Origin of the sequence: Euzebya sp. (genome assembly GCF_964222135.1) — a bacterium.
Classification (GTDB): Bacteria; Actinomycetota; Nitriliruptoria; order Euzebyales; family Euzebyaceae; genus Euzebya.
Genome location: NZ_CAXQBR010000065.1, coordinates 51039 through 75611, shown reverse-complemented (window position 1 = coordinate 75611; position 24573 = coordinate 51039). Strand labels below are relative to the sequence as shown.

25 protein-coding genes are annotated in these 24573 nt (G+C 72.7%); 17 read left to right on the top strand and 8 right to left on the bottom strand.

From position 1 onward, the window contains the following. Position 1: 1 nt before the first annotated feature. The 3 genes from ACEQ2X_RS13875 to ACEQ2X_RS13865 form a co-directional block, all read right to left on the bottom strand. Positions 2–196 carry a hypothetical protein gene (locus tag ACEQ2X_RS13875; protein ID WP_370326411.1) on the bottom strand — a complete coding sequence of 65 codons (195 nt, stop codon included), beginning with the start codon at positions 194–196 and terminating at the stop codon, positions 2–4. A gap of 70 nt (positions 197–266) precedes the next feature. Beyond that, positions 267–599, bottom strand: coding sequence for a CrcB family protein (locus ACEQ2X_RS13870; RefSeq protein WP_370326410.1), 333 nt, complete (start codon positions 597–599; stop codon positions 267–269). Next, positions 596–970, bottom strand: coding sequence for a CrcB family protein (locus tag ACEQ2X_RS13865; RefSeq protein WP_370326409.1), 375 nt, complete (start codon positions 968–970; stop codon positions 596–598). The genes ACEQ2X_RS13870 and ACEQ2X_RS13865 overlap by 4 nt, the downstream gene beginning before the upstream one ends. 35 nt (positions 971–1005) lie before the next feature. Between ACEQ2X_RS13865 and arfB the strand changes: the two genes are divergently transcribed. The 10 genes from arfB to ACEQ2X_RS13815 all read left to right on the top strand — a co-directional run bounded on the left by arfB (position 1006) and on the right by ACEQ2X_RS13815 (position 9564). After that, the gene (gene arfB / locus ACEQ2X_RS13860; protein ID WP_370326408.1) at positions 1006–1437 is read left to right on the top strand and encodes an alternative ribosome rescue aminoacyl-tRNA hydrolase ArfB; all 432 of its coding nucleotides are present in this window, start codon (positions 1006–1008) and stop codon (positions 1435–1437) included. A 118-nt stretch (positions 1438–1555) separates the two neighbouring features. Further along, complete coding sequence (locus ACEQ2X_RS13855; RefSeq protein ID WP_370326472.1) at positions 1556–4075, top strand: chemotaxis protein CheA; 2520 nt, start codon at positions 1556–1558, stop codon at positions 4073–4075. Then, the gene (locus ACEQ2X_RS13850; protein WP_370326407.1) at positions 4075–4581 is read left to right on the top strand and encodes a chemotaxis protein CheW; all 507 of its coding nucleotides are present in this window, start codon (positions 4075–4077) and stop codon (positions 4579–4581) included. The genes ACEQ2X_RS13855 and ACEQ2X_RS13850 overlap by 1 nt, the downstream gene beginning before the upstream one ends. Before the next feature lie 35 nt (positions 4582–4616). Beyond that, on the top strand, positions 4617–5012 hold the full coding sequence (locus ACEQ2X_RS13845; protein WP_370326406.1) for a response regulator: 396 nt from the start codon (positions 4617–4619) through the stop codon (positions 5010–5012). Beyond that, the gene (gene cheB, locus ACEQ2X_RS13840) at positions 5009–6238 is read left to right on the top strand and encodes a chemotaxis-specific protein-glutamate methyltransferase CheB (protein WP_370326405.1); all 1230 of its coding nucleotides are present in this window, start codon (positions 5009–5011) and stop codon (positions 6236–6238) included. Before ACEQ2X_RS13845 ends, cheB begins: the two co-directional genes overlap by 4 nt. Before the next feature lie 3 nt (positions 6239–6241). Then, a complete protein-coding gene (locus ACEQ2X_RS13835) occupies positions 6242–7126 on the top strand; it encodes a protein-glutamate O-methyltransferase CheR (protein WP_370326404.1) in 885 nt (294 codons plus the stop codon). A 45-nt stretch (positions 7127–7171) separates the two neighbouring features. Next, positions 7172–7636 (top strand): chemotaxis protein CheX, encoded by a 465-nt coding sequence (locus ACEQ2X_RS13830; protein ID WP_370326403.1) that lies wholly within the window; start codon positions 7172–7174, stop codon positions 7634–7636. A 109-nt stretch (positions 7637–7745) separates the two neighbouring features. Continuing rightward, positions 7746–8108 carry a response regulator gene (locus ACEQ2X_RS13825; RefSeq protein ID WP_370326402.1) on the top strand — a complete coding sequence of 121 codons (363 nt, stop codon included), beginning with the start codon at positions 7746–7748 and terminating at the stop codon, positions 8106–8108. A 2-nt stretch (positions 8109–8110) separates the two neighbouring features. Then, positions 8111–8629, top strand: coding sequence for a hypothetical protein (locus ACEQ2X_RS13820; protein ID WP_370326401.1), 519 nt, complete (start codon positions 8111–8113; stop codon positions 8627–8629). A gap of 41 nt (positions 8630–8670) precedes the next feature. Continuing rightward, positions 8671–9564: a crotonase/enoyl-CoA hydratase family protein gene (locus tag ACEQ2X_RS13815; RefSeq protein WP_370326400.1), complete on the top strand. Its 894-nt coding sequence runs from the start codon at positions 8671–8673 to the stop codon at positions 9562–9564. A 26-nt stretch (positions 9565–9590) separates the two neighbouring features. Here ACEQ2X_RS13815 and ACEQ2X_RS13810 read toward each other — a convergent pair whose 3' ends face one another. Continuing rightward, positions 9591–9995 (bottom strand): hypothetical protein, encoded by a 405-nt coding sequence (locus ACEQ2X_RS13810; protein WP_370326399.1) that lies wholly within the window; start codon positions 9993–9995, stop codon positions 9591–9593. Positions 9996–10067: 72 nt separating this feature from the next. On the opposite strand from ACEQ2X_RS13810, the gene ACEQ2X_RS13805 reads away from it, so the two are divergent. The 5 genes from ACEQ2X_RS13805 to metH all read left to right on the top strand — a co-directional run bounded on the left by ACEQ2X_RS13805 (position 10068) and on the right by metH (position 19359). Continuing rightward, positions 10068–10670 carry a flavin reductase family protein gene (locus ACEQ2X_RS13805; RefSeq protein WP_370326398.1) on the top strand — a complete coding sequence of 201 codons (603 nt, stop codon included), beginning with the start codon at positions 10068–10070 and terminating at the stop codon, positions 10668–10670. A 2-nt stretch (positions 10671–10672) separates the two neighbouring features. Continuing rightward, the gene (locus ACEQ2X_RS13800) at positions 10673–13303 is read left to right on the top strand and encodes a GNAT family N-acetyltransferase (protein WP_370326397.1); all 2631 of its coding nucleotides are present in this window, start codon (positions 10673–10675) and stop codon (positions 13301–13303) included. Between the two features lie 99 nt (positions 13304–13402). Further along, positions 13403–15091, top strand: a complete 1689-nt coding sequence (locus ACEQ2X_RS13795; RefSeq protein ID WP_370326396.1) for an ATP-binding protein — start codon at positions 13403–13405, stop codon at positions 15089–15091. After that, complete coding sequence (locus tag ACEQ2X_RS13790; protein ID WP_370326395.1) at positions 15088–15852, top strand: hypothetical protein; 765 nt, start codon at positions 15088–15090, stop codon at positions 15850–15852. The genes ACEQ2X_RS13795 and ACEQ2X_RS13790 overlap by 4 nt, the downstream gene beginning before the upstream one ends. Before the next feature lie 30 nt (positions 15853–15882). Continuing rightward, positions 15883–19359: a methionine synthase gene (gene metH, locus ACEQ2X_RS13785; RefSeq protein WP_370326394.1), complete on the top strand. Its 3477-nt coding sequence runs from the start codon at positions 15883–15885 to the stop codon at positions 19357–19359. A 93-nt stretch (positions 19360–19452) separates the two neighbouring features. Here the strand turns inward: metH and ACEQ2X_RS13780 are convergent, their stop codons facing one another. The 3 genes from ACEQ2X_RS13780 to ACEQ2X_RS13770 are packed head-to-tail and all read right to left on the bottom strand — an operon-like array spanning position 19453 to position 21693. After that, the gene (locus ACEQ2X_RS13780) at positions 19453–19833 is read right to left on the bottom strand and encodes a hypothetical protein (RefSeq protein WP_370326393.1); all 381 of its coding nucleotides are present in this window, start codon (positions 19831–19833) and stop codon (positions 19453–19455) included. A gap of 27 nt (positions 19834–19860) precedes the next feature. Then, entirely contained in the window at positions 19861–21018 is a 1158-nt protein-coding gene (locus ACEQ2X_RS13775) for a DUF5667 domain-containing protein (protein WP_370326392.1), read from the bottom strand. A gap of 54 nt (positions 21019–21072) precedes the next feature. Next, positions 21073–21693: an RNA polymerase sigma factor gene (locus tag ACEQ2X_RS13770; RefSeq protein ID WP_370326391.1), complete on the bottom strand. Its 621-nt coding sequence runs from the start codon at positions 21691–21693 to the stop codon at positions 21073–21075. 194 nt (positions 21694–21887) lie between these two features. On the opposite strand from ACEQ2X_RS13770, the gene ACEQ2X_RS13765 reads away from it, so the two are divergent. Both ACEQ2X_RS13765 and ACEQ2X_RS13760 read left to right on the top strand, forming a co-directional pair. Further along, a complete protein-coding gene (locus tag ACEQ2X_RS13765; protein WP_370326390.1) occupies positions 21888–22115 on the top strand; it encodes a hypothetical protein in 228 nt (75 codons plus the stop codon). A gap of 207 nt (positions 22116–22322) precedes the next feature. Further along, the gene (locus ACEQ2X_RS13760) at positions 22323–22832 is read left to right on the top strand and encodes a hypothetical protein (protein ID WP_370326389.1); all 510 of its coding nucleotides are present in this window, start codon (positions 22323–22325) and stop codon (positions 22830–22832) included. Here ACEQ2X_RS13760 and ACEQ2X_RS13755 read toward each other — a convergent pair. Continuing rightward, positions 22761–24557 carry a hypothetical protein gene (locus ACEQ2X_RS13755; protein ID WP_370326388.1) on the bottom strand — a complete coding sequence of 599 codons (1797 nt, stop codon included), beginning with the start codon at positions 24555–24557 and terminating at the stop codon, positions 22761–22763. The two genes, ACEQ2X_RS13760 and ACEQ2X_RS13755, sit on opposite strands and share 72 nt — an antisense overlap. Positions 24558–24573: the final 16 nt, after the last annotated feature.

The window sequence follows — 24573 nt, the reverse complement described above, 5'->3', positions numbered from 1 at the left end:
ATCATGCGGCGATCGCGAGGGCCACTGCCAGGACCAGGCGGCGGGCGGTGCGCGTGCGCCGCACCGGACGGGTCGTGGCGTGGCGCGACGGGCTGCGCCGGTCGGCGACCAGCGTGGAGATCGGCGCCCAGCGGTGCGGGTCGACCGCGGCCGAGCGCTCGAGGTGGACGAGGTGGAGGTAGCTCATGTCGCTCATGTCGCGACTGTCCACCTGAGGTCCCCTCCCCCGCATCCGGCAGGTGCCCGATCTTCGCCGGAGGGGGACCTCAGAGACCGGCCGGACCGAGGGCGAGGCCGGCTGCGGCACCGGCGGTGGCGAGGACGAGGGTGAGGGCGAGGTAGGCGGTGGCCCGTCGTGGGGGGAGGGTGGCGCCCTCGACCGCGACGGTGGAGAAGGTGGTGAGGCCGCCGAGCACGCCGGTGCCCAGGAGGGCGAGGAGCCGGGTGTCGCCGGACAGCCCGAGCAGCAGGCCGAGCGCAGTGCTGCCGAGGGCGTTCGCGGCGAGGGTGCCCCGCGGCCAGTCGCCGTTCCACGCGGCCAGCCGCCACCGGAGGAGGGCGCCGAGGGCGCCCCCGATGGCGATGAGGCCGACGGTCACGACGGGTCGGGGCGGGGTGCGCCCAGCCGCAGCCCGAGCCGGGCGGCACCGACGCCGACGACGGTGAGGACGATCGCGTAGAGCGGTCCGGTGGCGGAGCCGAGGTGGACGGCCTCGACGGCCATCGCCCCGTAGGTGGTGAAGGCCCCGAGCACGCCCGTCCGCCAGAACAGCCCGGCCGCCTCGGTCTGCGGCCGCGCCACGAGCACCCCGAGGGCGACGGCGCCCACGACGTTGACGACCACCACGGCGACGGACACCGGCTCGTCCGGCACGGCGTGGCTGACGGCGTGGCTGACGACGTGGCGCAGCACCGCCCCGCACGCCCCGCCGGCGCCCACGAGCAGCCAGTCGGTCCGAGGGGGTCGCACGCCGACACGCTAGACGACCCCGTACCCTCGTCCGGGTGGAGAGAGGGCTGACCGTCCGTGGCGTGCACCTGCCCGCGGGCGCCTTCGAGTGGCGGTTCACCGGCGCCGGCGGACCGGGTGGCCAGCACGCCAACACCGCCAACACCGCGGTGGAGCTGCGCCTCGACGTCGAGGGGTGCGACGCCCTGCCGGCACGGCTCAAGGACCGCATCCGCGCGCGGCTGGGCAGCCGCATGACGCGGGCCGGCGAGCTGGTCGTGCAGGCCAGCGAGCACCGCTCGCAGCGACGCAACCGGGACGACGCGATGCGCCGCATGGCCGAGCTGCTCGACGAGGGGATCCGACCGCCCGCCAAGCGCCGGACGCCCACCCGGCCGAGCCGCGCGTCGCAGCGCCGCCGGGTCGAGGACAAGCGCCGGCGGGGGGCGCTGAAGGCCCAGCGCCAGGGCCGGGACTGGCCCGACTGACGCATCCGGACGATCCCCGCGAGAACGGCTCCGCGTTGGCTCAAGTGCCCTCCCCCTGCGCCGATGAGAGCGCGTCGACCGACGACGAGCAGCGCAGGAGGACGTCCGCGTGGACGAGATGGACGAGATCATCGAGGAGTTCCTCGTGGAGAGCCACGAGAACCTCGACCGGCTTGATGCGGAGTTCGTTCGCCTCGAGGACGACCCCGACGACGTCGACGTGCTCGCGGGGATCTTCCGCGACATCCACACGATCAAGGGCACGTCGGGCTTCCTCGGCTACGGCAAGCTCGAGTCGGTCGCCCACGTGGGCGAGAACCTGCTGAGCAAGCTCCGCGACGGCGACCTCCGCCTCAACGCCGAGCGGACCAGCGCCCTGCTGGCGATGGTCGACGCGATCCGCCAGATCCTGGCCCGCATCGAGGCGGACCGCGTCGAGGGCGACGGCGACTACGACGCGCTCGTCGCGCGGCTCGAGCGGGTGGCCAGCGACACCGCGGCACCCGCCGTCGAGCCCCCCGCCGTCGTCGAGCCCCCGGTCGTCGAGCACGCGGTCGACGAGCCGCAGGCCGACGAGCCGCAGGCCGACGGGCCCGCACCGGAGGTCGTCGAGACCCAGGTCGCTGAACCGGCGGTCATCGAGGTCGTCGAGCCCCCCGCGGTGGACCACCCGGAGGTCGATGAGCGCTTCAGCGACATCGTCGCGCAGCTGACCGCGATGGGCAGCTCGATCGGCGACTTCCTGAAGCGCGAGGCCGGCGTGTCCGAGGAGGACCTCGCCACCGCCGTCGCCGCCCAGGACCACGGCGACCCCCGCCACATCGGCGAGATCCTCATCGAGCAGGGCGTCATCAGCTCCGAGCAGCTGGTCGCCGCCCTCCGCCACCAGCAGGCCCAGGCCGGCGGGGGCGGCGGTCGGACGGCGGCCGACTCGACCATCCGCGTCGACGTCGACCTCCTCGACCACCTCATGAACCTGGTCGGCGAGCTGGTGCTGGCCCGCAACCAGATCGTGCAGTTCACCGCCGACGGCGCATCGGCCAACCTGCTCGACACCTCCCAGCGCCTGAACCTGATCACGACCGAGCTGCAGGAAGGCGTCATGAAGACGCGCATGCAGCCGATCGGCAACGTCTTCAACAAGTTCCCGCGCGTCGTCCGCGACATCTCCCTCTCCCTCGGCAAGCAGGTCGAGGTGGTCATGGAGGGCAAGGGCACCGAGCTCGACAAGACCATCATCGAGGCCATCAAGGACCCGCTGACCCACATGGTCCGCAACTCGGTGGACCACGGGATCGAGACGCCCGAGGTCCGCGTGGCCGCCGGCAAGCCCGCCGAGGGCGTGCTGCAGCTGCGCGCGTACCACGAGGGCGGCCAGGTCAACATCGAGATCACCGACGACGGCGCCGGGATCGACCCGAAGCGGATCGCCGCGAAGGCCGTCGAGAAGGGCGTCGCCACCGCCGAGCAGGTCGCCCGCATGGGCGACCGCGAGCTGGTCAACCTGATCTTCGCCCCCGGCCTGTCCACCGCGGACTCGGTGTCGAACATCTCCGGCCGCGGCGTCGGCATGGACGTGGTCCGCACCTCGATCGAGCGCATCGGCGGTTCCGTCGACGTCGTCAGCGAGCTGGGGCGCGGCACGACCACCAAGATCAAGATCCCGCTGACCCTCGCGATCATCCCCGCGCTGATCGTGGAGTCCGGTGGCGAGCGCTTCGCGATCCCGCAGGTCAGCCTGCTCGAGCTGGTCCGGCTGGACCCCTCCGACGCGAACGCCGGGGTCGAGCACGTGCACGGCGCACCGGTGTACCGGCTGCGCGGTCGGCTCCTGCCGCTCGTGTACCTCGACGAGCAGCTCGACGTCCGCTCCGGCGACGAGGGCCGCACCGAGATCACCAACATCGTGGTGCTGCAGGCCGACGACCAGCAGTTCGGCCTCGTGGTCGAGCGGGTCAGCGACACCGCGGAGATCGTGGTCAAGCCGCTCGGCCAGGTGCTGAAGCACATCCCGACCTACGCCGGCGCCACGATCATGGGCGACGGCCGCGTCGCCCTCATCCTCGACGTGATGGGCATCGCCCAGGGGGCCGGGATCGCCGGGACGCGTCATACGTCGACCACCGTCGAGGACGCGGCGACCGGCGAGGGCAGCGACACCGAGTCCCTGCTGATCTTCGGCCTCGGCGAGCCGGACGCGATGGGCAACGACGCCCGCATGGCCATCCCGCTGACGCAGGTCGCGCGGCTCGAGGAGATCGACCCGTCCCGCATCGAGTACGCGAGCGGGCAAGCCGTCATCCAGTACCGCGACGACATCCTGCCGCTGGTGTGGCTGTCGTCGACCCTCGGCCTGGGCATGCCGGTCATCGACCCCGGCCGCGAGCTGCAGGTGATCGTGTACGAGCGCGGTGCCGGGCAGGTCGGCTTCGTCGTCGAGCGCATCGCCGACGTCGTCCAGGACACCGTCACCATCCGCCGCCCGTCGACCACCGTCGGGGTCAAGGGCTCGGCCATCATCGGCGGCAAGGTCACCGACGTCCTCGACGTCGAGGCCGTCATCGCCGTCGAGGCCCCGGACCTGCTCGCCGACGACGCGCAGCCCACCACCCACGCCGAACTGGCAGAGGCCCTCTGATGACCACGACGACAACGAACAGCTTCCACCCGGCGGAGGGCCGTCCGGCCCCGCCCGCCGGCGCCCGGCAGCTCTGCACCTTCTCCATCGACTCGCTGTTCCTCGGCGTCGACGTCCTGGACGTCCAGGAGGTCATCCGCCAGCACGAGATGACCCGCGTGCCCCTGGCACCGGCGGCGGTCAGCGGGCTGATCAACCTGCGCGGCCAGATCGTCACGGCGATCGACCTCCGCAACCGCCTCGGCCTGCCGCCGAAGGTCGTCAACGGCCCCGAGGACATGCCGCTCAACGTGGTGGTCCGCACGGCCGACGGCGCGGTCAGCCTGCTGGTCGACGAGATCAGCGACGTGATCGAGGTGGGCGAGGACCGGCTGGAGCCGACCCCGCCGACCCTCTCCGCCGCGGGCGCCGAACTCATCGACGGCGTGTACAAGCTCGACGGGCAGCTCCTGCTGGTCCTGAACACCCCCGCGGCGGTCGACGTCGCGTCCCTGACCTCCGTCTGACGACGGAACGGCGCAGACCCTCCCAGGAGAACCCAGTGGCACACGCCCTCGTCATCGACGACTCACGCGCCATGCGCAGCCTCCTCAAGCGCATGGTGACCCAGATGGGCTTCGAGCCCCTCGAGGCCGAGCACGGCCAGGCGGCCCTCGACCAGCTGGACGCCAACGGCCCCTGCGCGATCGCGCTGGTGGACTGGAACATGCCCGTCATGGACGGCCTCGAGTTCGTCCGCACCGCCCGCGGCCGGCGCGATCTCGACCGCATGCGGATCGTCATGGTGACGTCCGAGGCCAGCCCCCGGAACGTCTACGAGGCGATGAAGGCCGGCGCGGACGAGTACGCCATGAAGCCGGTGACCACGGAGATCCTGGCCGACAAGCTCCACCTCCTCGGCGTCGTCACCCCGAGCGACCTCGCCGACGCGCCATGAGCGCCGGCCCGATCAAGGTGATGCTGGTCGACGACTCGTCGATCATCCGGCGACTGCTCGGCCGGGTCCTCGACACCGACCCCCAGATCACCATCGCCGGCCAGGCCGAGAACGGCGTGATGGCCCTCGAGCGCCTCGACGAGATCGATCCCGACATCGTCATCCTCGACATCGAGATGCCGGTGATGAACGGCCTCGAGACCGTCACCCGGCTGCGGCGGCGTCGGCCGACGCTACCGGTCATCATGTTCTCCACCCTGACCGAGAGCGGGGCGGCGGCGACCCTCGAGGCGCTCAGCCGCGGGGCCGACGACTACGTCACGAAGCCGTCCAACACCGGGTCGTTCGACCGGACCGCACTCGAGATCAAGGCCACCCTGGCCCCGAAGATCCACGCGCTGGTCGACCGCCGCCGGGGCCGCCCCCGCCTGCGGTTCGCGACACCTGCGACCCCGGCGGCCCCCGCGGCACCTGCACCGCCGCCGGAGCGCCCCGTCGACCCCGCGACCCGGCGTCCCCTCACCCCGGTCCGCCCGCGCGTCCAGGCCAGGGCGGCGACCACCCCCGCCACCGCCCCGCGCCCCAGCGCCGTCCGCCCCGTCGGACGACCCGAGGTCGTCGTGATCGGCGTGTCGACCGGCGGTCCGAGCGCGCTGGCGTCGGTGATCCCCCAGCTGCCGGCAACCTTCGGCGTGCCGGTCCTCGTCGTCCAGCACATGCCGCCCATCTTCACCCGCCTCCTCGCTGAACGGCTGGACGGCCAGTCCGCCCTGTCGGTCGCCGAGGCCCACGACGGCGCGGTGCCCCAGGCGGGCCAGGTCTGGTTCGCACCCGGCGGCAAGCACATGCGCGTCGTCGAGACCGCGGGCCGGGCGGTCATCCGCCTCGACGAGTCACCGCCCCTGCACTCCTGCCGCCCGGCCGTCGACCCCCTGTTCACCTCCGCGGTGCAGACCTACGGCGGACGCGTGCTGGGTGTCGTGCTCACCGGCATGGGTCGCGACGGGTTCGACGGGGCGGCAGCCATCGGCGCCGCCGGCGGGCAGGTCGTCGTCCAGGACGAGGAGACCAGCACGGTGTGGGGGATGCCGGGCATCGTCGCCGAGGGCGGCCTCGCCCAGCAGGTCCTCGCGCTCGACGAGATCGCGGGTGCCCTCATCACCGCCACAGGAGGCTCGAGTCGGCTGTCGGCTGCTCCTCCCCTCACACGAACCTCCAGGGGTTGAGCCATGACGAACCTGACCACGCCGACCCTCCCGTCCATCGTGGGACTGCCTGGCGCGGCGCCCGCGGCCGCGCTCGTCCCCGCCGACTTCGACTTCGTCCGGACCTTCGTGAAGCGGGAGGCGGCGATCACCCTCGAGGACGGCAAGGAGTACCTGGTCACCTCGCGGTTGACCCCGCTCGTGCAGCGGCACGGCGCCGGCGACCTCGCCGGGCTGATCGGCCGTCTGCGCATGAACCCCGCCTCGGCCCTCGGCCGTGAGGTGGTGGACGCGATGACGACGAACGAGACGTCGTTCTTCCGCGACATCCACCCCTTCGAGAGCCTGCGGACCGACGTGCTGCCGGAGCTGATCCGCGCCCGGGGCGCCCGCCGCTCGCTGCGCATCTGGTGCGGCGCCGCGTCATCGGGCCAGGAGCCCTACACGATCGCGCTGGTGATCAAGGAGCACTTCCCGGAGCTGTCCAGCTGGGACATCCAGATCCTCGGCACCGACATCTCCCCGTCGATGCTCGCGAAGGCCCAGGCCGGGTCGTACTCCCAGCTCGAGGTCAACCGCGGCATGCCCGCGCCGATGCTGGTCAAGTACCTGCAGCGCCACGGCGCCCACTGGGTCCTCCGGGACGACATCAGGAAGATGGTGCGCTACGCGCCGCTGAACCTGGCCCAGCGCTTCCCCGCGACCCTCGGCCGCTTCGACGCGGTGTTCATGCGGAACGTCCTCATCTACTTCGACGTGCCGACGAAGACCTCCATCCTGCGCCAGACCCGCACCCACCTCGCCGACGACGGCTTCCTGATCCTCGGCGGGGCGGAGACCACGGTCGGGGTGGACAACGACTACCGCCGCGTGCTGCTCGGCCGGACCGTCTGGTACCGAGCGGCCTGACCCGCAGCCCGACCTGTGAAGAACGACCTTAGGAGACACCCCGCCATGGAGCTCACCGAAGCGGACATCCACGCCCTCGTCGAGGAGATCTGGGCCTCGTACCTGATGCTGGACGTCGTGCCCGCCCCCGCACCCGGATCGGAGGGCCAGAGCCTGAGCGCCCTGATCCACATCCACGGGTCCTGGGAGGGCACGGTCATCCTGCACTGCACCCGCGCGCTGTCCGAGCAGATCGCCGGCGCGATGTTCGCCGTCGACCCCGGCGAGCTGACGGACGACGAGATCGGCGACGCGGTCGGCGAGATCGTCAACATGCTCGGCGGCAGCGTGAAGTCGCTGGTCGACGGCCCCGCCAGCCTGTCGCTGCCGACGGTGATCGGCGGCGCCCAGTACGTCGTCCAGATCCCCGGCTCGACGGTCCTCAACGAGGTGTGGTTCACCACCGGCGACCAGCCGATGGTGGTGTCCATCCTGCAGCGGGCCTCCGCCGAGATCCCCGCCACCCTGTGACCTGGCCGGCCGGTCCGAGGCGCCTCACGCCTCATCCCGGCCGCGCCGCTGCCGATCAGAACCCGGCCGTCCCGCGACGGCCACGCCACGAGACCCCCAGGAGCAGTAGATGAAGATCGTCGTGTGCGACGACTCGAAGGCCATGCGCATGATCGTCATGCGCATGCTGAAGCAGACCGAGTACGCCGACGCAGAGTTCATCCAGGCCGAGGACGGCCTGCAGGGCGTCGCCGCGGTCAAGGAGCACGAGCCGGAGCTGGTCCTCAGCGACTGGAACATGCCGAACATGAGCGGCATCGACTTCCTCCGCACGCTCCGCGCCGAGGGCATCGGCGTGACCTTCGGGTTCGTGACGTCGGAGTCCACCGCCGAGATGCGCGAGATCGCGATCAAGGCCGGCGCGTCCTTCACCATCGCCAAGCCGTTCACCGCCGAGACGTTCTCCGACGTCATGGCCACGACCCCCCTGTAGCCGTGGACTCGAACGCCGACTTCCCCCTCCCGCTGCAGGAGGCCGTGCGCGACCTGCTCGGCGACCTGCTCAGCCGCGGGTGCGCGGTCGACAAGGCCACCGAGCCCCTCGCGTTCAGCGCCGAGGTGCCGGCCGTGGTCGTCACCTACCGGACCGAGGACGGCGTCATCGCCGGCGTGGTGCTGGCCGACCTGCCCCTCGCGTGCCGCGCCGGCTCGGCCCTGGTGATGATGCCGTCGAACGTGGCCGAGGAGGCGATCGCGTCCGAGGAGCTCGACGGGGACATGCAGGACTGCTTCAACGAGGTCGCCAACGTGCTGGCCCGCCTCCTCAACTCCGCCGACACCCCCCACGTGAAGCTCGACCGGACCTACCGGGTCGGCGAGCTGATCCCCGGCCCCGCCCGCGCCCTGCTGCGCGGTGACCGCTGCCGCCGGCGCGACTACGTCGTGTCCATCGAGGAGTACGGCGAGGGCCGCCTGACGATCATCAGCCGCCAGCGCGCCGCGCTCGCCGCCTAGCACCGTCCCGGCGTAGGCTCGCCCCCTCCGAGGAGGTGCGGGTGGAGCTGACCACGCTGCTGTACGACGTGGCCGACGCGGTGGCCACGATCACGCTGAACCGACCCGAGCGGCTGAACACGATCGTGCCGCCGATGCCGGAGGAGTTCGCGCAGGCGATCACCGCGGCCACGCGCGACGCGGACGTCAAGGTCATCGTCGTCCGCGGCGCCGGCCGGTCGTTCTGCGCCGGCTACGACTTCGGCGGCGGGTTCAGCCACTGGGACGCGCACATGACCACGGACGGGCGTTGGGACCCCGGCAAGGACTTCGCGTTCTCGACCGCGCCGCAGCTCAGCCCGACCCAGCAGTTCATGAGCATGTGGCGGACGCCGAAGCCGGTGATCGTCCAGGTCCACGGCTGGTGCGTCGGCGGCGGGAGCGACACCGCGCTGTGCGGGGACCTGGTCATCGCGTCGGAGGACGCGCGGATCGGCACGCCCTACTCGCGGATGTGGGGGGCGTACCTGTCCGGGATGTGGCTGTACCGGCTGGGGCTCACCCGGGCGAAGGAGTACGCGCTGACCGGCAAGCCCCTCTCGGGCCGCGAGGCCGCCGACGTCGGGCTGATCAACGAGGCGGTCCCCTTCGATCAGCTCGAGGACACCGTGGCGGCGCGGGCCGCGCAGCTCGCGTCCATCCCGTCGTCGCAGCTGGCGGCCATGAAGCTGATCGTGAACCAGGCGTACGAGAACATGGGGCTCGCGAGCACCCAGACCCTCGGCCCGATCCTCGACGGGCTGATGCGCAACACCCCCGACGCCCTCGCGTTCATCGAGCGGGCCGCGACCGAGGGGGTGGGCGCCGTCGTCGCGGACCGCGACGGACCGTTCGCCGACTACAGCCAGGCCCCACCCGACGAGCAACCCGACCCCTCCCACGTCATCGAGCCCTGAGCGGGCGGCGGTCGACGGGACCGGGGTCAGCGGCGCAGGTCCCGCCAGCGCCGCTCGGCACGGCCGAAGGCGTGGCCGAGGGGTTCGTCGACGTCCTCGACGGCCCCGAGGAGCTCCTCGAGCTCGGTGCTCGTCTCCGCCACCTCGTGGGCCGTCGGCATCTTCGACTTCGCCTCGGCGATGGCGTCGACGCAGTCCCGCCACTCCTCGGCGAGCTCCGGCACCTGCCACGCGTCCATCTCCGCGGCGATCGCGTCGAGCTCGTCGGCCAGGAGGTCCAGGCCGACCGGCACCGGGGCCGGGTCGACGCGGCCGACGGGCAGGCAGGACATCAGCGCGCTCCGGGCCTGCTCCAGCCGGTCCACCTGGGCGGCGAAGGCGTCGTGGGCGGGGCGGAGCTCCTCGGGGAGCTGCTTGCGGCGGAAGATCATCCTCAGCCGATTGTGCGACAGCCGCCCGGACCCGCCAAAGCGGCGCCGGCGCACCTCGTAGCATCGGGCCGCATGCCGATCCTCGACCCCGCCGACCTCTCCGAGCGCGAGACGTACTTCCTGATGACCAGCCTGGTCGTCCCGCGGCCGATCGCCTGGGTGGGCACGACCAGCGCAGCGGGCGTGGACAACGTGGCCCCGCACTCCTACTTCAACATGATCTCCTCGGACCCGCCGATCGTGCACTTCACGTCCTCCGGCGAGAAGGACACGCTGGTCAACGTGCGCGCGACCGGGGTGTTCACGATCTCGGTGGTGTCCCGCCCGCTGCTCGAGGCGATGAACGCCACCGCCGCCGACGTGCCGCCGGAGGTGAGCGAGTTCGACCACGTCGACGTCACCGCCGCGCGGGCCGAGACCGTCGACGCGCCGTACGTGGCCGAGTCGCCCGCCACGTTCGAGTGCCGGCTCCGGACGATCCTGTCGATGGGCACCGGCCACATGGTCTTCGGCGACGTCACCCGCGTGCGGGTCGACGACCGCGTCTGGGTCGACGGTCGCGTGGACATCGCCGCACTCGACCCCGTCGGCCGGCTCAGCGGGAGCCAGTACACGATGAGCGAGACGATCATCAAGCGGCCGCGACCGACGTGGCAGGACCTGACGGAGGCGTAGCCGTGCTCGACCTCGACGCCTACACGAGCGACGCCGTCGTCAAGGACGGGCAGACCGTCCACCTGCGGCCGATCCGCCCGGACGACCTCGACGCGATGATGCGGATGTGGGCCCGCCTGTCGCCCGAGACCATCCGGATGCGGTTCTTCGCCCCGCGGAAGATGGACGCAGAGCAGATGCGGCACTTCGTCGAGCTGGACAACGCCAACCGCTTCGCCCTGGTCGCCACGCAGCACGACGAGATCGTCGGCGTCGGGCGCTTCGACCGGCTGCCGGAGGAGCCGGGGACCGCCGAGTTCGCCGTGCTGGTCGAGGACGCGCAGCACGGTCGCGGGCTCGGCACGACGCTGCTGCGCGCGCTGATGGCGCCGGCCCGGGACCTCGGGATCACCCGCTTCCACGGCGACATCCTCAGCGAGAACCGGTCGATGCTCCGCGTGATGCGGGAGGCGGGGTTCGAGCCGTCGATGACGGGCTACGGGGACACGGTCGCCGCGACCTTCACGACGACGCCGACCGAGGCGCTGCTGCGGACGGCCGGCGAGCAGGACCGGCGTGCGGCGACGGCGGCGATCTCGAGCGTCCTGCACCCGCGCAGCGTCGCGGTCGTGGGCGCGAGCCGCGACCGCCACTCCGTCGGCGGGATGGTGCTGGCCAACCTGATCGCCGGTGGCTTCGACGGACCGGTCTTCCCGGTCAACGCGAGCACCGACCACGTGCAGTCGGTCCCCGCCTACCCCGACCTCGCGTCCTGTCCCTCGGTGCCCGAGACGATCTACGTGTGCGTGCCCGCCGCCGCCACCCCGGCGGTGATCGACGAGGCCGGTCGGCTGGGCGTCCGCGCGGCGGTGATCCTGTCGGCCGGCTTCGGCGAGTCCGGTCCAGAGGGTCGAGAGCTCGAGGAGCAGGTCCTCGCCCACGCCCGCTCCCACGGCATGCGCCTGATCGGCCCCAACTGCATGGGGGTGATGAACACCGCCGGGGTGGTCCGGTTGAACGGCAGCCTGAGCCCGATCTTCCCCTCCAGCGGCCGGGTGTCGCTGTCCAGCCAGTCCGGGGCGCTGGGGCTCACGATCCTGGCGGCCGCCGAGCGACTCGACGTCGGGCTCTCGTCGTTCGCGTCGATCGGGAACAAGGCCGACATCTCCTCGAACGACCTGCTGCAGTACTGGGAGTCCGACGACGAGACCGGCGTCATCCTGCTGTACCTCGAGTCCTTCGGGAACCCGCGGAAGTTCGCCCGGCTCGCCCGGCGCATCGGCCGGACCAAGCCCATCGTCGCGGTCAAGTCCGGCCGCAGAGACGAAGGCCCGGTGCGCGCGCTGTTCGAGCAGGCCGGCGTGGTGCGCGTCGGGACCCTCGACCAGATGTTCAACACCGCGAAGCTGCTCGCGAAGCAACCCCTCCCCCGGGGGAACCGGGTGGCGGTCCTGTCCAACGGCGGCGGTCCCGGGGCGCTCGCCGCCGACGCGTGCCTCGCCGGCGGGATGCGCCTGGCCGAGCTCGGCTCGGACACCCGCACCACCGCGGAGGGTGCCGCCGCCTACGACCTCGCCCCCGTGACCGTCCACCCCACCACCGCGCCCGAGGACTACGGCGACGTGCTCCGGGCTCTCGTGGCCGACGACGCCGTCGACTCGGTCATCGCCATCTTCATCCCGCCGGTGACCCTCGACCCCGAGGCCGTGGGCTCCGCGATCGCCGCGGCGACCACCGGGGCGGACAAGCCGGTCGCGGTCGTGTTCATGTCGATGGACACCCCGCCGGACTCGCTGGCCGGCACCGGGATCCCGCTGTACGTGTTCCCCGAGAGCGCCGCCGAGGCGCTGTCCCACGCCACCCGCTACGCCGCCTGGAGGGAGCGGGACCTCGGCCACGTGGTCACGTTCGACGACATCGACGAGACCGCCGCCCGGCGCGTGGCCGACCGGGTGCTCGCCGCCACGTCGGCGACGACCGCACTCGCGGCCGCGGACGCCACCGACCTGCTCACCGCGGTCGGGATCGCCACGGCCCCGAGCCGCGTCGCCGCCGACGCCGAGGAGGCGCGCGCCCACGCCGGGGCACTCGACGGCCCGTTCGTGGTGAAGCCGGCCGCCCCGATCGAGAAGGCCGACCGCGGGTTGGTCCGCCTCGCCCTGCCCGACGCCGACGCGGTCGCCGACGCGGTCACCGAGCTGGACCGCACCCTCCGGGCCGAGGGAGGGGACGACGTGTGCGAGCAGGGCTGGCTGGTCCAGCAGATGATCCCCGACGGCGTCGAGATGGTCGTCGGCGTCCGCCAGGACCCCACCTTCGGACCGATCGTCCTCGCGGGGTTCGGGGGTGCGCTGGTCGAGCTGCTCGGCGACGTGTCGATGCGGATCCACCCGCTGACCGACACCGACGTCGACGACATGCTGCTGCAGCTGAAGGGCTACCCGCTCCTGACGGGGTACAGGGGCAACCCGGCGGTGGACGTCCGCTCCCTGCGGGCCCTGCTGCTGCGCGTCGGCGCCCTCGTCGAAGCCGTCCCCGAGCTCGAGTCGCTCGACCTGAACCCCGTCTTCGTGCGCCGCCACGGCGTCTCCGTCGTCGATGCGCGGATCCGGCTCACCCCCGGTCGGCGGGCGCGGGATCCGCTGCTCGAGTAGCGCGAGGTGGACCCGGGGGCCGCGGGGGCCCAAGATCGTGCGTGCCCGCCTCCCCGACGGGCTTACGCTCGGTCGGTGACGGCCGATTGGATCGGGTAGATGCCCACGACCCTCGACCTCTCCGGCACGATCGCCGTGGGAGACCTCGCCGCCCGCCGGATCACGGCGCTGGCGCGCGTCGTGCTGGCCTTCGGCCTCGTCGCCCTGGCGTCGGTCGACGCCGTCGACCTGCCGTCGTGGTTCGTGTGGGCCGCCGGCCTCGTGTGGCTGCCCGCCACGTCCCTCCTGTGGTTCGCCGAGGAGGGGCCGCCCAGCCAGGTCCGGTCCCTGGTGGCGATCGGGTTGGACCTCGTCGTGCTGACGACCGTGATGTGGATCGCGCCCGCCCACGCGACCACCGCGCTGCTGCTGCTCGTCGCCCTCGCCGGTGCCGTGACGTACCAGGGGGGCGTGCGCCTCGGGGCCACGATGGGCGCTGTCGCGCTGGGCGCCCGGTGGCTGGCCGGCGCGGCCCACCCCGACGCCTCCTTCGACGCGGCGCAGGAGGGCGCGATCGTGGTGGTCGCGATCGCCGTCGTGCTGCTGCTGCAGCGGGCCCTGAACGTCCAGCGCCGCGACGCCCGCAGCGTGCGGGCCTTCGCCGACGCCAGCGAGACGATCATCGCCCGGTCGACCGAGGGCATCGTCCTGACCGACCTCGACGGCGTCGTCCGGCACGCCAACCCCGCCGCAGAGCGCGTGCTGGCCGACGCCGACGGGCGTCCGCTGGTCGGCGCCGGGTGCGAGGAGCGCCTGGCGCTGCGCACGCACTCGGGGCAGCCACTCGACTGCCGCACCGGTTGCGCCCTGGCGGCCCTGTGCGTCGATGACGAGGCGGTCGAGGTGCGCCGCCAGGTGGGCGGGGAGTCCCAGCCGCTGCTGGCCAGCGCCACCGCCATCACCGGGCCGAACGGGCAGACCGCCCACCTCCACAGCTTCCGGGACATCACGCGGCTGAAGCAGGCGGAGGAGGCGAAGACGATGTTCCTCGCCACTGCGTCCCACGAGCTGAAGACCCCGCTGACCGTCATCCGGGGCTACGCCCAGCTGCTGCGCGCCACCACCGACGAGCGCGCCGCCGAGGCCCTCGACGTGATCGACGCCAGGTCGGCGCAGCTCTCGGCCATCATCGACCGGCTGCTCCTCTCGAGCCGCATCGACGCGGGGCGCGTGGAGCTGTCCACCACGACCCACGACGTGTCCGCGCTGCTGCGCGATCGCGTCGCCGAGGTGCAGGCGACCTTCGGCCGGGCGGTGCGCGCAGACGTCGCGGAGGGGTTGCACGCCCGCATCTCCGCCGACGCGTTCATCACGGTGCTCGACCACCTGGTCGACAACGCCGTCAAGTACTCCCCCGACGGACCGCCGGTGGTCGTCCGCGCCGACGCGGTCGAGGGCCGCGTGCTCGTCTCGGTCGCCGACGAGGGCGTGGGCATGACCCCGGAGCAGGTCGCCCACTGCTTCGAGAAGTTCTGGCAGGCCGAGTCGACGGACGTGCGCCGGTTCGGGGGGACCGGCATCGGCCTGTACATCGTCCGGTCCCTGGTCGAGGCGATGGGCGGCCAGGTCACGATCGACTCGACGCTGGGGGTCGGGACGACCGTCACGGTGGCGCTGGTGGCGGCCGCGTCGCCGGACGTGAGCAGACCGCCCGACAGCTCCGGCCGCCACGGCGACCGCGTCGTGCCGCGCGGGTCCGTCGACGAGTTCATGCAGCAGCTCGGGCTCACCTCGGGGACGGGGACGTGACGGTGCTGACGGGCCTGGCGAACCTCGGCCTCGGCCTGGTCTACCTCGGCATCGGGGTGCTGATCGCCATCGACCTCGAGGGGGCGATGCGACGCCGCGGCTACAGCCACTTCGGCGTCGCGTGGCTGTCGATCATGTTCACCTGCGGGGCCCACCACCTGGTCCATGCCACGCACCTCCTCGCGGAGGGCCGTCAGGTCGGCGGGCTGGACCTCCTCGCCACCGCCATCGGCCTGCCCGCCGGGATCGTCTGGGCGGCGCTGCGCGTCGAGGCGTCGCGCGGCGGGCGGGGTGACCGGTTCATCCCCGGCACCCCGACCTGGATGCGCGCCGGCGCGGCCGTGTGCGGCGCCGGGGCCGCCGTCGTGGTGGGGGGGAGCCTGCTCGCCCTCCGCGACCTCCGCTACACCGACCCGCGGCTGCTCCCGAACCTCGTGCTCGTCGCCCTGTACATCGGCATCGGGGCGTACCTGTGGCGCGGGCAGCGCCGCAACCGGCAGGTGTACGGCGGCTGGTCCGCGTCGGGCCTCAGCCTGATGATGATCTTCCCGACCTGCGCGCTGATGCACGGCGTGTACGTCATGTACGCGGCGACCGCCCTGTTCAGCCCCGACTACCACGGGTTGTGGGTCGACTGGATCGGCGTGCCGGCGGGGCTGTACTTCTTCTGGGTGGTCCGAGGGCTCGAGACCGGCACCGTGACGGACTGGAACGAGCGCTTCGAGGCCATCGACGACCTGGCCGAGCCGGCCCGGGCCTGAACCGCCCCGGCCACGACTAGGGTGGCGTGGATGAACGCATTCCTGCGCGCACTGGACGAGCGCGTCCTGATCGTGGACGGCGCGATGGGCGTCTCGCTGCAGGAGCGGGACCTGACCGCCGAGGACTTCGACGGCCTCGAGGGGTGCAACGAGGTCCTGGTCCGCACCCGTCCGGACGTGATCCGCGACCTCCACGACGAGTTCCTCGACGTCGGCTGCGACGCGGTCGAGACCGACAGCTTCGGCGGCGCCCCCTGGGTCCTCGACGAGTACGGGCTCGGTGCGGAGACCGAGGAGCTCAACCGCCTGTCCGCCGTGCTGGCCCGCGAGGCCTGCGACGCCGCCGCCGGCGAGCGGTGGGTCATCGGCTCCATCGGCCCCGGCACCCGGTCCCCGACGCTGTCGCTGACCAGGCCCGCGGACGCCGGCGACTGGATCGACCTCGACGCGATGGTCGCCGGGTACACCCGCCAGGTGCGCGGGCTGCTCGCCGGCGGCGCCGACGTCCTGCTGATCGAGACGGTCTTCGACCTGCTGCAGGCCAAGGCCGCGGTCGCGGCCTGCCACGACGCGATGGGCGCCGAGGGCGTGACCGTGCCGATCATGGTCTCGGTCACGATCGAGCAGGGCATCAACACGATGCTGCTCGGCTCGGAGATCGGCGCGGCCGTGACCGCCCTCGACCCCCTCGGCGTCGACGTGATCGGCATGAACTGCGCCACGGGCCCCGAGGACATGCGCGAGCACGTCCGCCACCTGTCGACGGGCAGCCGCAAGCCGATCTCGATCATCCCGAACGCCGGCATCCCCGAGATGGTCGATGGCGTCACCTGCTACCCGCTCAGCCCGGAGGCCCTCGCCGCCGCCCACGTCGAGTTCGTGTCCGAGCTCGGCGTCCGGATCGTCGGCGGGTGCTGCGGCACCACGCCCGAGCACCTCCGCCACGTCGTGCAGGCCGTCCGCGACCTCACGCCCGCGCCGCGAGACGTCCAGTGGACGCCGGCGCTCTCCTCGCTGTACTCGAGCGTCCCGATCCGCCAGGACCTCAGCGTCCACATCATCGGCGAGCGCCTCAACGCCAACGGCTCGAAGCAGTTCCGCGAGCACCTCCTCGACAGCGACCTCGAGGCCATGCTGTCGATCGCCAAGGCGCAGACCGGGGAGGGCGCCCACTCCCTCGACGTCTGCGTGGACTACGTCGGCCGCGACGGGGTGGCGGACATGACGGCGCTCGTCGACCACCTGGCGACCGCGTCGACCCTCCCCCTCGTCATCGACTCGACCGAGACCGCGGTGGTCGAGGCCGCGCTCAAGCGCCTCGGCGGGCGGTCGGTCATCAACTCGGTCAACCTCGAGGACGGCCGCACCAAGGCCGATGTCCTGCTCCCGCTGGCGAAGCGCTACGGCGCCGCCCTGGTGGCCCTCGCGATCGACGAGGAGGGGCAGGCCCGGACCACGGAGTGGAAGGTCGACGTATGCCGGCGGATCGCCGACATCGCGATCGGCGAGTACGGCCTCGAGCCGTCGGACCTGATCTTCGACTGCCTGACCTTCCCGCTCGGCTCGGGGCAGGAGGACCTCCGCCGCGACGGGATCGCCACCCTCGACGCGATCGAGCAGGTGAAGTCCCTGATCCCCGGCTGCGCCACCACCCTCGGCGTGTCGAACGTGTCGTTCGGCCTGTCGCCCGCCGCCCGCCAGGCCCTCAACAGCGTGTTCCTGCACGAGGCGACGCTGCGCGGGCTCGACACCGCGATCGTCCACGCCTCGAAGATCCTGCCCCTCTCCAAGCTGGACGACGAGGTGCGCACCGTCTGCACCGACCTGGTCTACGACCGACGCGGCCCCGCGGGCATGGACGGGACGGCCGAGGAGGGCTACGACCCCCTCCACCGGCTCATGGCCCTGTTCGAGGGGGTGTCGGCGACGCAGTCGACCAAGGCGTCGTTGGCCGACCTGCCGCTGGACGAGCGCCTGTCCCAGCGCATCATCGACGGCGAGCGGGACGGCCTGGACGCCGACCTGGACGAGGCGATGGCCGCCGGCATCGCCCCCCTCGACATCATCAACACCCACCTGCTGGCCGGCATGAAGGTGGTCGGCGACCGCTTCGGCGCCGGGGAGATGCAGCTGCCGTTCGTCCTGCAGTCCGCCGAGACGATGAAGGCCGCCGTCGCCCACCTCGAACCGCACATGGACGCCGCCGACACCGGCGGCAAGGCGCGGGTGGTGCTGGCCACGGTCAAGGGCGACGTCCACGACATCGGCAAGAACCTCGTCGACATCATCCTGACCAACAACGGCTACGAGGTCCGCAACCTCGGCATCAAGCAGCCGATCGACGCGATCGTGCAGGCCGCGGAGGAGTTCGGCGCCGACGCCATCGGGCTGTCCGGCCTGCTGGTCAAGTCGACGGTGGTGATGCGCGACGACCTCGAGGAGCTCGTCCGCCGCCAGCTCGCCCACTACCCGGTCCTGCTCGGCGGCGCCGCCCTGACACGCGGCTACGTCGAGATCGACCTCCGCGAGCGCTACGACGGGCCGCTCTTCTACTGCAAGGACGCCTTCAGCGGCCTGCAGGTCATGGACCAGGTCGCCCAGCGCAAGGCCGGTGCCGACCTCGGCCCGACGTGGGGTCGAGAGGTCGGCGAGCGGCGCGTCCGCTCGACCGGGCCGTCGGACGTCGAGGGCGCGGACACCGCCGACGTCGTCCGCTCCGACGTCGCCACCGACGTGGACGTCCCCACCCCGCCGTTCTACGGCACCCGGGTCACGCGGGGCATCGGCCTGGACGAGATCGCGGACCACCTGAACACCACCACGCTGTTCCGCAACCAGTGGGGGTTCGACCGAGACCAGGCGGCGGAGGGGGAGGCGGCGCTCCGGCAGGTCCTCGCGAGGGCCCGGGCGGAGGCGCTGCTGGTGCCCGAAGCGGTCCACGGCTACTTCGCCTGCCAGTCCGAGGGGAACGACCTGATCGTCTACGAGGGGCCGGAGTCCGACGGCGTCGCCGCCCGGTTCACCTTCCCGCGGCAGACGCGCGGCCGACGTCTGTGCATCGCGGACTTCTTCCGCTCCGTCGAGTCCGGCGAGCGGGACGTGATCGCCTTCCACGCGGTCACGATGGGCCGGAGGGTCAGCGAGCGGGCCGCCGAGCTGTTCGCCGCCGACGCCTACACCGACTACCTGTACCTGCACGGCATCGGGGTCGAGATGGCCGAGGCGCTGGCCGAGCTGGTCCACAAGCGGATCCGCGCCGAGCTGGGCATCGGCGGTGACGACGCCGACGACGTCGCGGGGCTGTTCAAGCAGGGCTACCGCGGATCGCGGTACTCCTTCGGCTACGCCGCCTGCCCCGACCTCGAGTCCCGCAAGCCGCTCTTCGACCTGCTCGACGCCGGCCGGATCGGCCTCGAGCTGTCCGAGGAGTTCCAGCTGGTCCCCGAGCAGTCGACCGACGCCCTCATCGTCCACCACCCCGAGGCGAAGTACTTCAACGCTCGCTGACGCTCGCGTCGACGACTTCGCACCCTTCCTCAGCGCACCTCCCGGTGCGACGTACTTCAACGCTCGCTGACGCTCGCTGCGCCCCGGCGCGCGTCACTGCTCCGATGGGTCGCGGCCTGGCTGCGATCGTGAGCCACCGGTGACCATCAGGGCGCACTCGTCGATCTCGCGGTGGGCGCGGAGGGTGCGGAGGAAGTCGTCGAGCTCGAGCCAGTGGCCTTCGGTGCCGCCGGCCGCGGTCCACGCCTCCCCGGATCCGGTGGGCTGGCCGGCCTGCAGCGCCCGCTCGGCCAGGCGGCGGAGGATCGACGGGTGGAACCGCTCCACGACGACCTCGTGCTCGGACCACGCCCAGATGGAGCGCGGATCCGAGACCGAGGTGCTCAGGCGGTCCCACTCGAGGCCCAACCCGTGGCACACGGCCTTCCACACCCTGTAGGTCTGCAGCGTGAGGCCGACGTCCAGCCCTCTCATGGCCGGCAGTGTCGCACGTCCGGTGCGTCAGTCCGGGCGGCTGAACGGGGCGACGTCGCCCTCGGGGGCCTGCTCCTCCGACGGTGCGGTGGTCGGCGCCGTCGACGGGTCCTCCGTCGGCGCGGTGGAGGGCTCCTCCGACCCGTCGTCGGAGCGCGAGGACCCGCCGCCCTCGCTCGGGTGGGGGCGTGAGGTCACGACCGGGCCCTCCGACGCACCGCCACCGGTCGTCGGCGACGGGGTCGGCGTCGGCGTCGGCGTGGCGGTCGGGCTGGGCGGGGTGGACGGGCTGGCCGGCGCGTCGCCGTCCGGCGACGACGGGGCCGTCGCGGGTGCCGATGCCCCGGTGCTGGGCGACGCGCTCGGGCTCGGCGAGGAGCTCGGCCGGTCCGACGCGGAGGCGGTCGGCTCTGCGGACGTCGACGACGCGGGGGTGGGCGACGTCGATGCAGCAGCACCCTGGCCACCTGCCGCCGCGACGGCGTCGTCCGCGATGGGGGTGCGGGTCGGCTCGCCCGGCGCCGAGGGGGTCGTGGTCGTGGGGGCGCTGGCGGTCGGCGGGGCCGTCATCGCCTGGCCGACGGCCTCGGTGACCGCCTGCGGCAGGGACAGCTGGGCGATCTCCTCGGAGGTCTGCTGGCGGATCTGCTCGCTGGCGGGCGCGATCTCCGGGGCCGACGCCTCGACCTCCGACAGCGACGTCGAGATGTCGGCGACCAGCGCGGCGATGTGCTCCGGGCGGCTGTCCCCCAGCCTGCGGATCTCCTCGAGCCGGTTGCGGGCGAAGGCCAGCTGCAGCTGCGCACGAGCCTCGGGGTTGCGGGTGAAGATCAGCTGCGCCTGCTCGGTGCCCCGCTTCACGGGGTAGAGGACGTCGCCGGGCAGCGAGCCCTGGCTGGCCGCGAGCGCCACGCCGGAGCTCGAGAGCATCAGGACGAGCACCAGCAGCGGTGCCGCCGCCCGCGGCAGCGCCCGACGTGCGCGGTCGTGGCCCGCGCCCGCCCCCGCACCGACCAGCTCGCCGCTGCGCTCGTCCGCCTCGACCTCCCGGGCGATGCGCTCGGCCTCGGAGTGGATGACCCACAGGTGCCTGGCCGCCGTCTCGACGTCGACCGGCGCCACGTAGGCATCCTCCAGCACCTCGGCGACGGCCGGGGTGCGGTCTCCTCGATCGCTGTGGTCCATGGGCGGCTGGGCGGTGGTCGTGGGGTGGTCTGGGTGGCGGGGACAGCCCTCGGGCTAGGACGTCCCGCGACCGCCCGGCGGTGCGCCCGGCGGCAAATCCCTGGAACTAGTCATCTGGGGGGCGGACGGGTTACCCTCGAGCAACCGGGCGAGGGCGCGCTCCCCCCGGTGCTGGAGGCTGCGGATCGCGCCCTCGGTCTTGCCGAGGATGTCGGCGACCTCGGGGGCGGACAGCTCCGCGACGTAGCGCATCTGCAGCACGGCCCGCTGGTCCTCCGAGAGGTGGGCCATCGCCGCGCGGACCACCCGGCGGCGCTCGTTCCGCAGCGCGATCTCGTCGGGGCCGGCCGCTGGCTCCTCGATGTCGAAGCCGGAGAAGTCGTCGGTGATGTCCTCGCCGCGCCGCTTGACCTTCCTGATGTGGTCGAGCGCGTTGAAGTAGGCAGAGCGGAACAGCCACACCTTGATGGCCGCCGGACCGCCCTGGATGGTGTGCCCCTTCCGGAGCAGCTCGATGAACGTGGCCTCGAGCAGGTCCTCGGCCGTCGCCCGGTCGCGGACGCGGGCGACGAGGTAGCCGAGCAGCCGGTCCGCGAGGTGCACGTAGACCTCGCCGACCGCGTCCGGATCGCCGCGGCGCACGCCCTCGGCGACGTCATCGCTGAACAGCGTCATGCGCCACGACCTCTGCGGAGGGTGGCGGGGGCCTCGCCCCGTGGTTCTGCGACATCTGTCCGGATGGCCAACACCGATCGTGTGCTCCGTGGCGTCGGAGGGACGGGAGATCCGCTCAGCACGTCGACGCCCGAGGGTAACGCGTCCGGCGCGTCGGCGGCGGGTCCACCGTCCACCCATCCGACTGGAGTGCCGTGACCACCTCTGCAGCTGACCGCGCGGCCGCTGGGCCTGCGGCCGACTACACGCCCGTCTCGACGCAGTCCCTGCGCGAGCTCCGCGTGCAGCTGCTGCAGCGCGCGGCCACGACGGCGGCCCGCGCCCGGTCCGCCCGCTCCCGCGGGGACATCCACCAGGCGCAGGCGCTCGAGGCGCGGGCGGCCAAGCTGTACGACGTCGCGCGATCGGTGAACGTGTCCTGACATGACCTCTCTGACTCCGTCGAGGGGTGGTTTGTTCCACACGAGTTGCGATTTGTGATTCTCACCGGGGCGGTGAGAGGTCATGTGGTCTATTCTCCTGTGCAGGGGGGCATGACCACCACCGATCACAGGGAATGCACCACTTCCATGGCGACTGCGGAAGAACTCGTCCGTACCTACCTAACCGCTCTGCGCGATCCTGATTCGTTGAAGGACGATGACGCGATCGAATCGAAGCAGGCCGAGCTCGATGCCGCAGAGGACGTGATCTCGCGGTTGCAACTCCAGGAGGAGCTGAGGAAGCTGTCCGCACCGTCCCTCGAAGCGGTCGAGGAGGACTTCGTCGTCCACGCCAAGTCGTGGGCGGACGAATCCGGCATCAGCGCAGAGGCCTTCGCCGCAGAGGGTGTCCCGACCGCGGTGCTGCGCCGTGCGGGCTTCCAGGTCGGCGGTGGCCGTGGTGGTCGCCGGCAGCGGCGCAGCGCCTCCGGCACCCGTCGGAGCTCCGGCACCCGCGTGACGACGGAGGAGGTCATCGAGTCGATCCCCTCCACGGCGTTCACCGTCAAGCAGCTGCGCGAGATCTCCGGCGCATCCCCGGCCGTGGTCCGCAAGGCCATCTCGGCCGAGCAGGAGGCCGGCCGGCTATCCGACCTCGGACCCGACCCCGACCACAGCGGGCCGGGGCGCGCGCCGACGCTCTACAAGCGGGCCTGACCAGGTCGAGGCGCCGAGGGGGGGCGCCTCGTCCACGTCGACGTGCGACGGCGTCGTGGCGATGCTCCACAGGACGACCGCCGACCCCACGACCGCGGCGGCGCACGCCAGCAGACCCAGCCAGCCGGGTGCGGCGAAGCCGGCGTCGGCGAGCACGGCCGTCGCGGCGGACGGCAGGTCCGGTCCCGACCGCAGCCCCGCGAGCTCGAGGTAGCGCAGCCAGGTGTCGGCGTTGCCCCACAGCAGGCCGGCCACTGCCAGGGGCAGGGCGATCGGCACCGAGGGGATCGCCTGGTCCCGCCACCTGCGGATCCCCGCGGGCGGTTCGATCCGGGGCATCCGGATCACCTCGGCGCCCACGGCCAGGACCAGCCCGAACCCCGCGGCACCCGGCCACAGGTACCGCGCGTGCGGCGCACCGCCACCGCTGACGAACTGGATCATCATGGCGAACAGCGCCGCCCACCACGTGATGAGGAGCGTCCAGGCAGCCACCCGACCCCCGTCGAGGGCGCGCGGGCGCACGCGCGCCCTGGTGGCGAGTGCCGGGATCGACGCGACGACCCGGTGGGTGCCGGCGACGACCGCGCCGATCAGCGCCAGCCCGACCGCCCGGTAGACCGCGAGGATCGTGTCGGGCGGCATCAGCGACCGGGGCAGCGGGGGCAGGCCCTCGTAGCGGTTCCACAGCTGGTAGACGTGGAAGCGGTAGTCGTGGGCTCTGAAGAGGATGTCGGCGAACTCGCCGCGGGGTTCGCGCAGGTGGAGCTCGAACAGCGCCGCAGAGCCCGTGGGATCGCCGTACACGTCGAGGTTGTGGAGGTAGAACCACCCGGCCGCCGCCGCGGCCGCCGCGCCGATCAGCAGGCCTCCCCCGATGCCGCGGAGCCACCGGCGGGCCAGCCCGTTCCTCCCGTGGACGAGGTTGGCGACGCCCCAGGCGAGCCCCGCGAGGACCACCATGACCGCCGAGGGCGCGCGCATCAGCGCCGCCACGGCGGACAGGACCACGAGCCCGAGGAGCCGCCAGCGGCTCGGGCCCCGGCAGAGCACGGCCACGGCCGCGCAGGTCAACGACATGGTCCCCGCGAGGGCGATCCCGTCGGTGTAGGCGGTGCCGGCGACCTGCACGGAGTAGGGCCACAGCCCCGCCAGCGCCGTGGCGCCCACCACCACCCGCGGCCGGTGCGGCAGCACCGTCGCGGCGATGCGACCCACCAGCACCAGCGCCAGGCCGGCGGCGGCCACGTTGGTCAGACGGGCCCACCAGAACCCGTCCAGGGGGTCGCCCTGCGCGATGCCGATCCGCAGCGGCAGGCTGAGGATCGCGTAGCTGCCGGGCGGGTGGTTGGCCGTCCAGATCGACAGCCCCTCCGGCATGCCGGGGATCGGCAGGTCCTCCGGGAACTCGTCGATCCGCGGGATCTCCCCCTCCGCCAGGGCGAGGGCGTAGGCGACGTGCGCGGTCTCGTCCGGCGGGGCGAACGGTGGCGTCGCGTAGGCGTGCAGGGCCCCGGCCGCGAGGAAGACGACCAGGACCGCCAGGACGCCCACCGTCGCCCGTGCGCGCCCGGCCGCGATCTCGTCGGTCGCCGGGCGGTCGGGTCCCCACAGCAGGCGGGCGATCCCCGGACGTGGGCCCGGTGGTCGTCCTGCGTGGTCGCCCGCGGGCGCGACGGCGTCCGCCCGCGTCGGGGCGTCCTGCTCGCCCTCGGAGTCGACCATGACCTGCAGGAGCCTA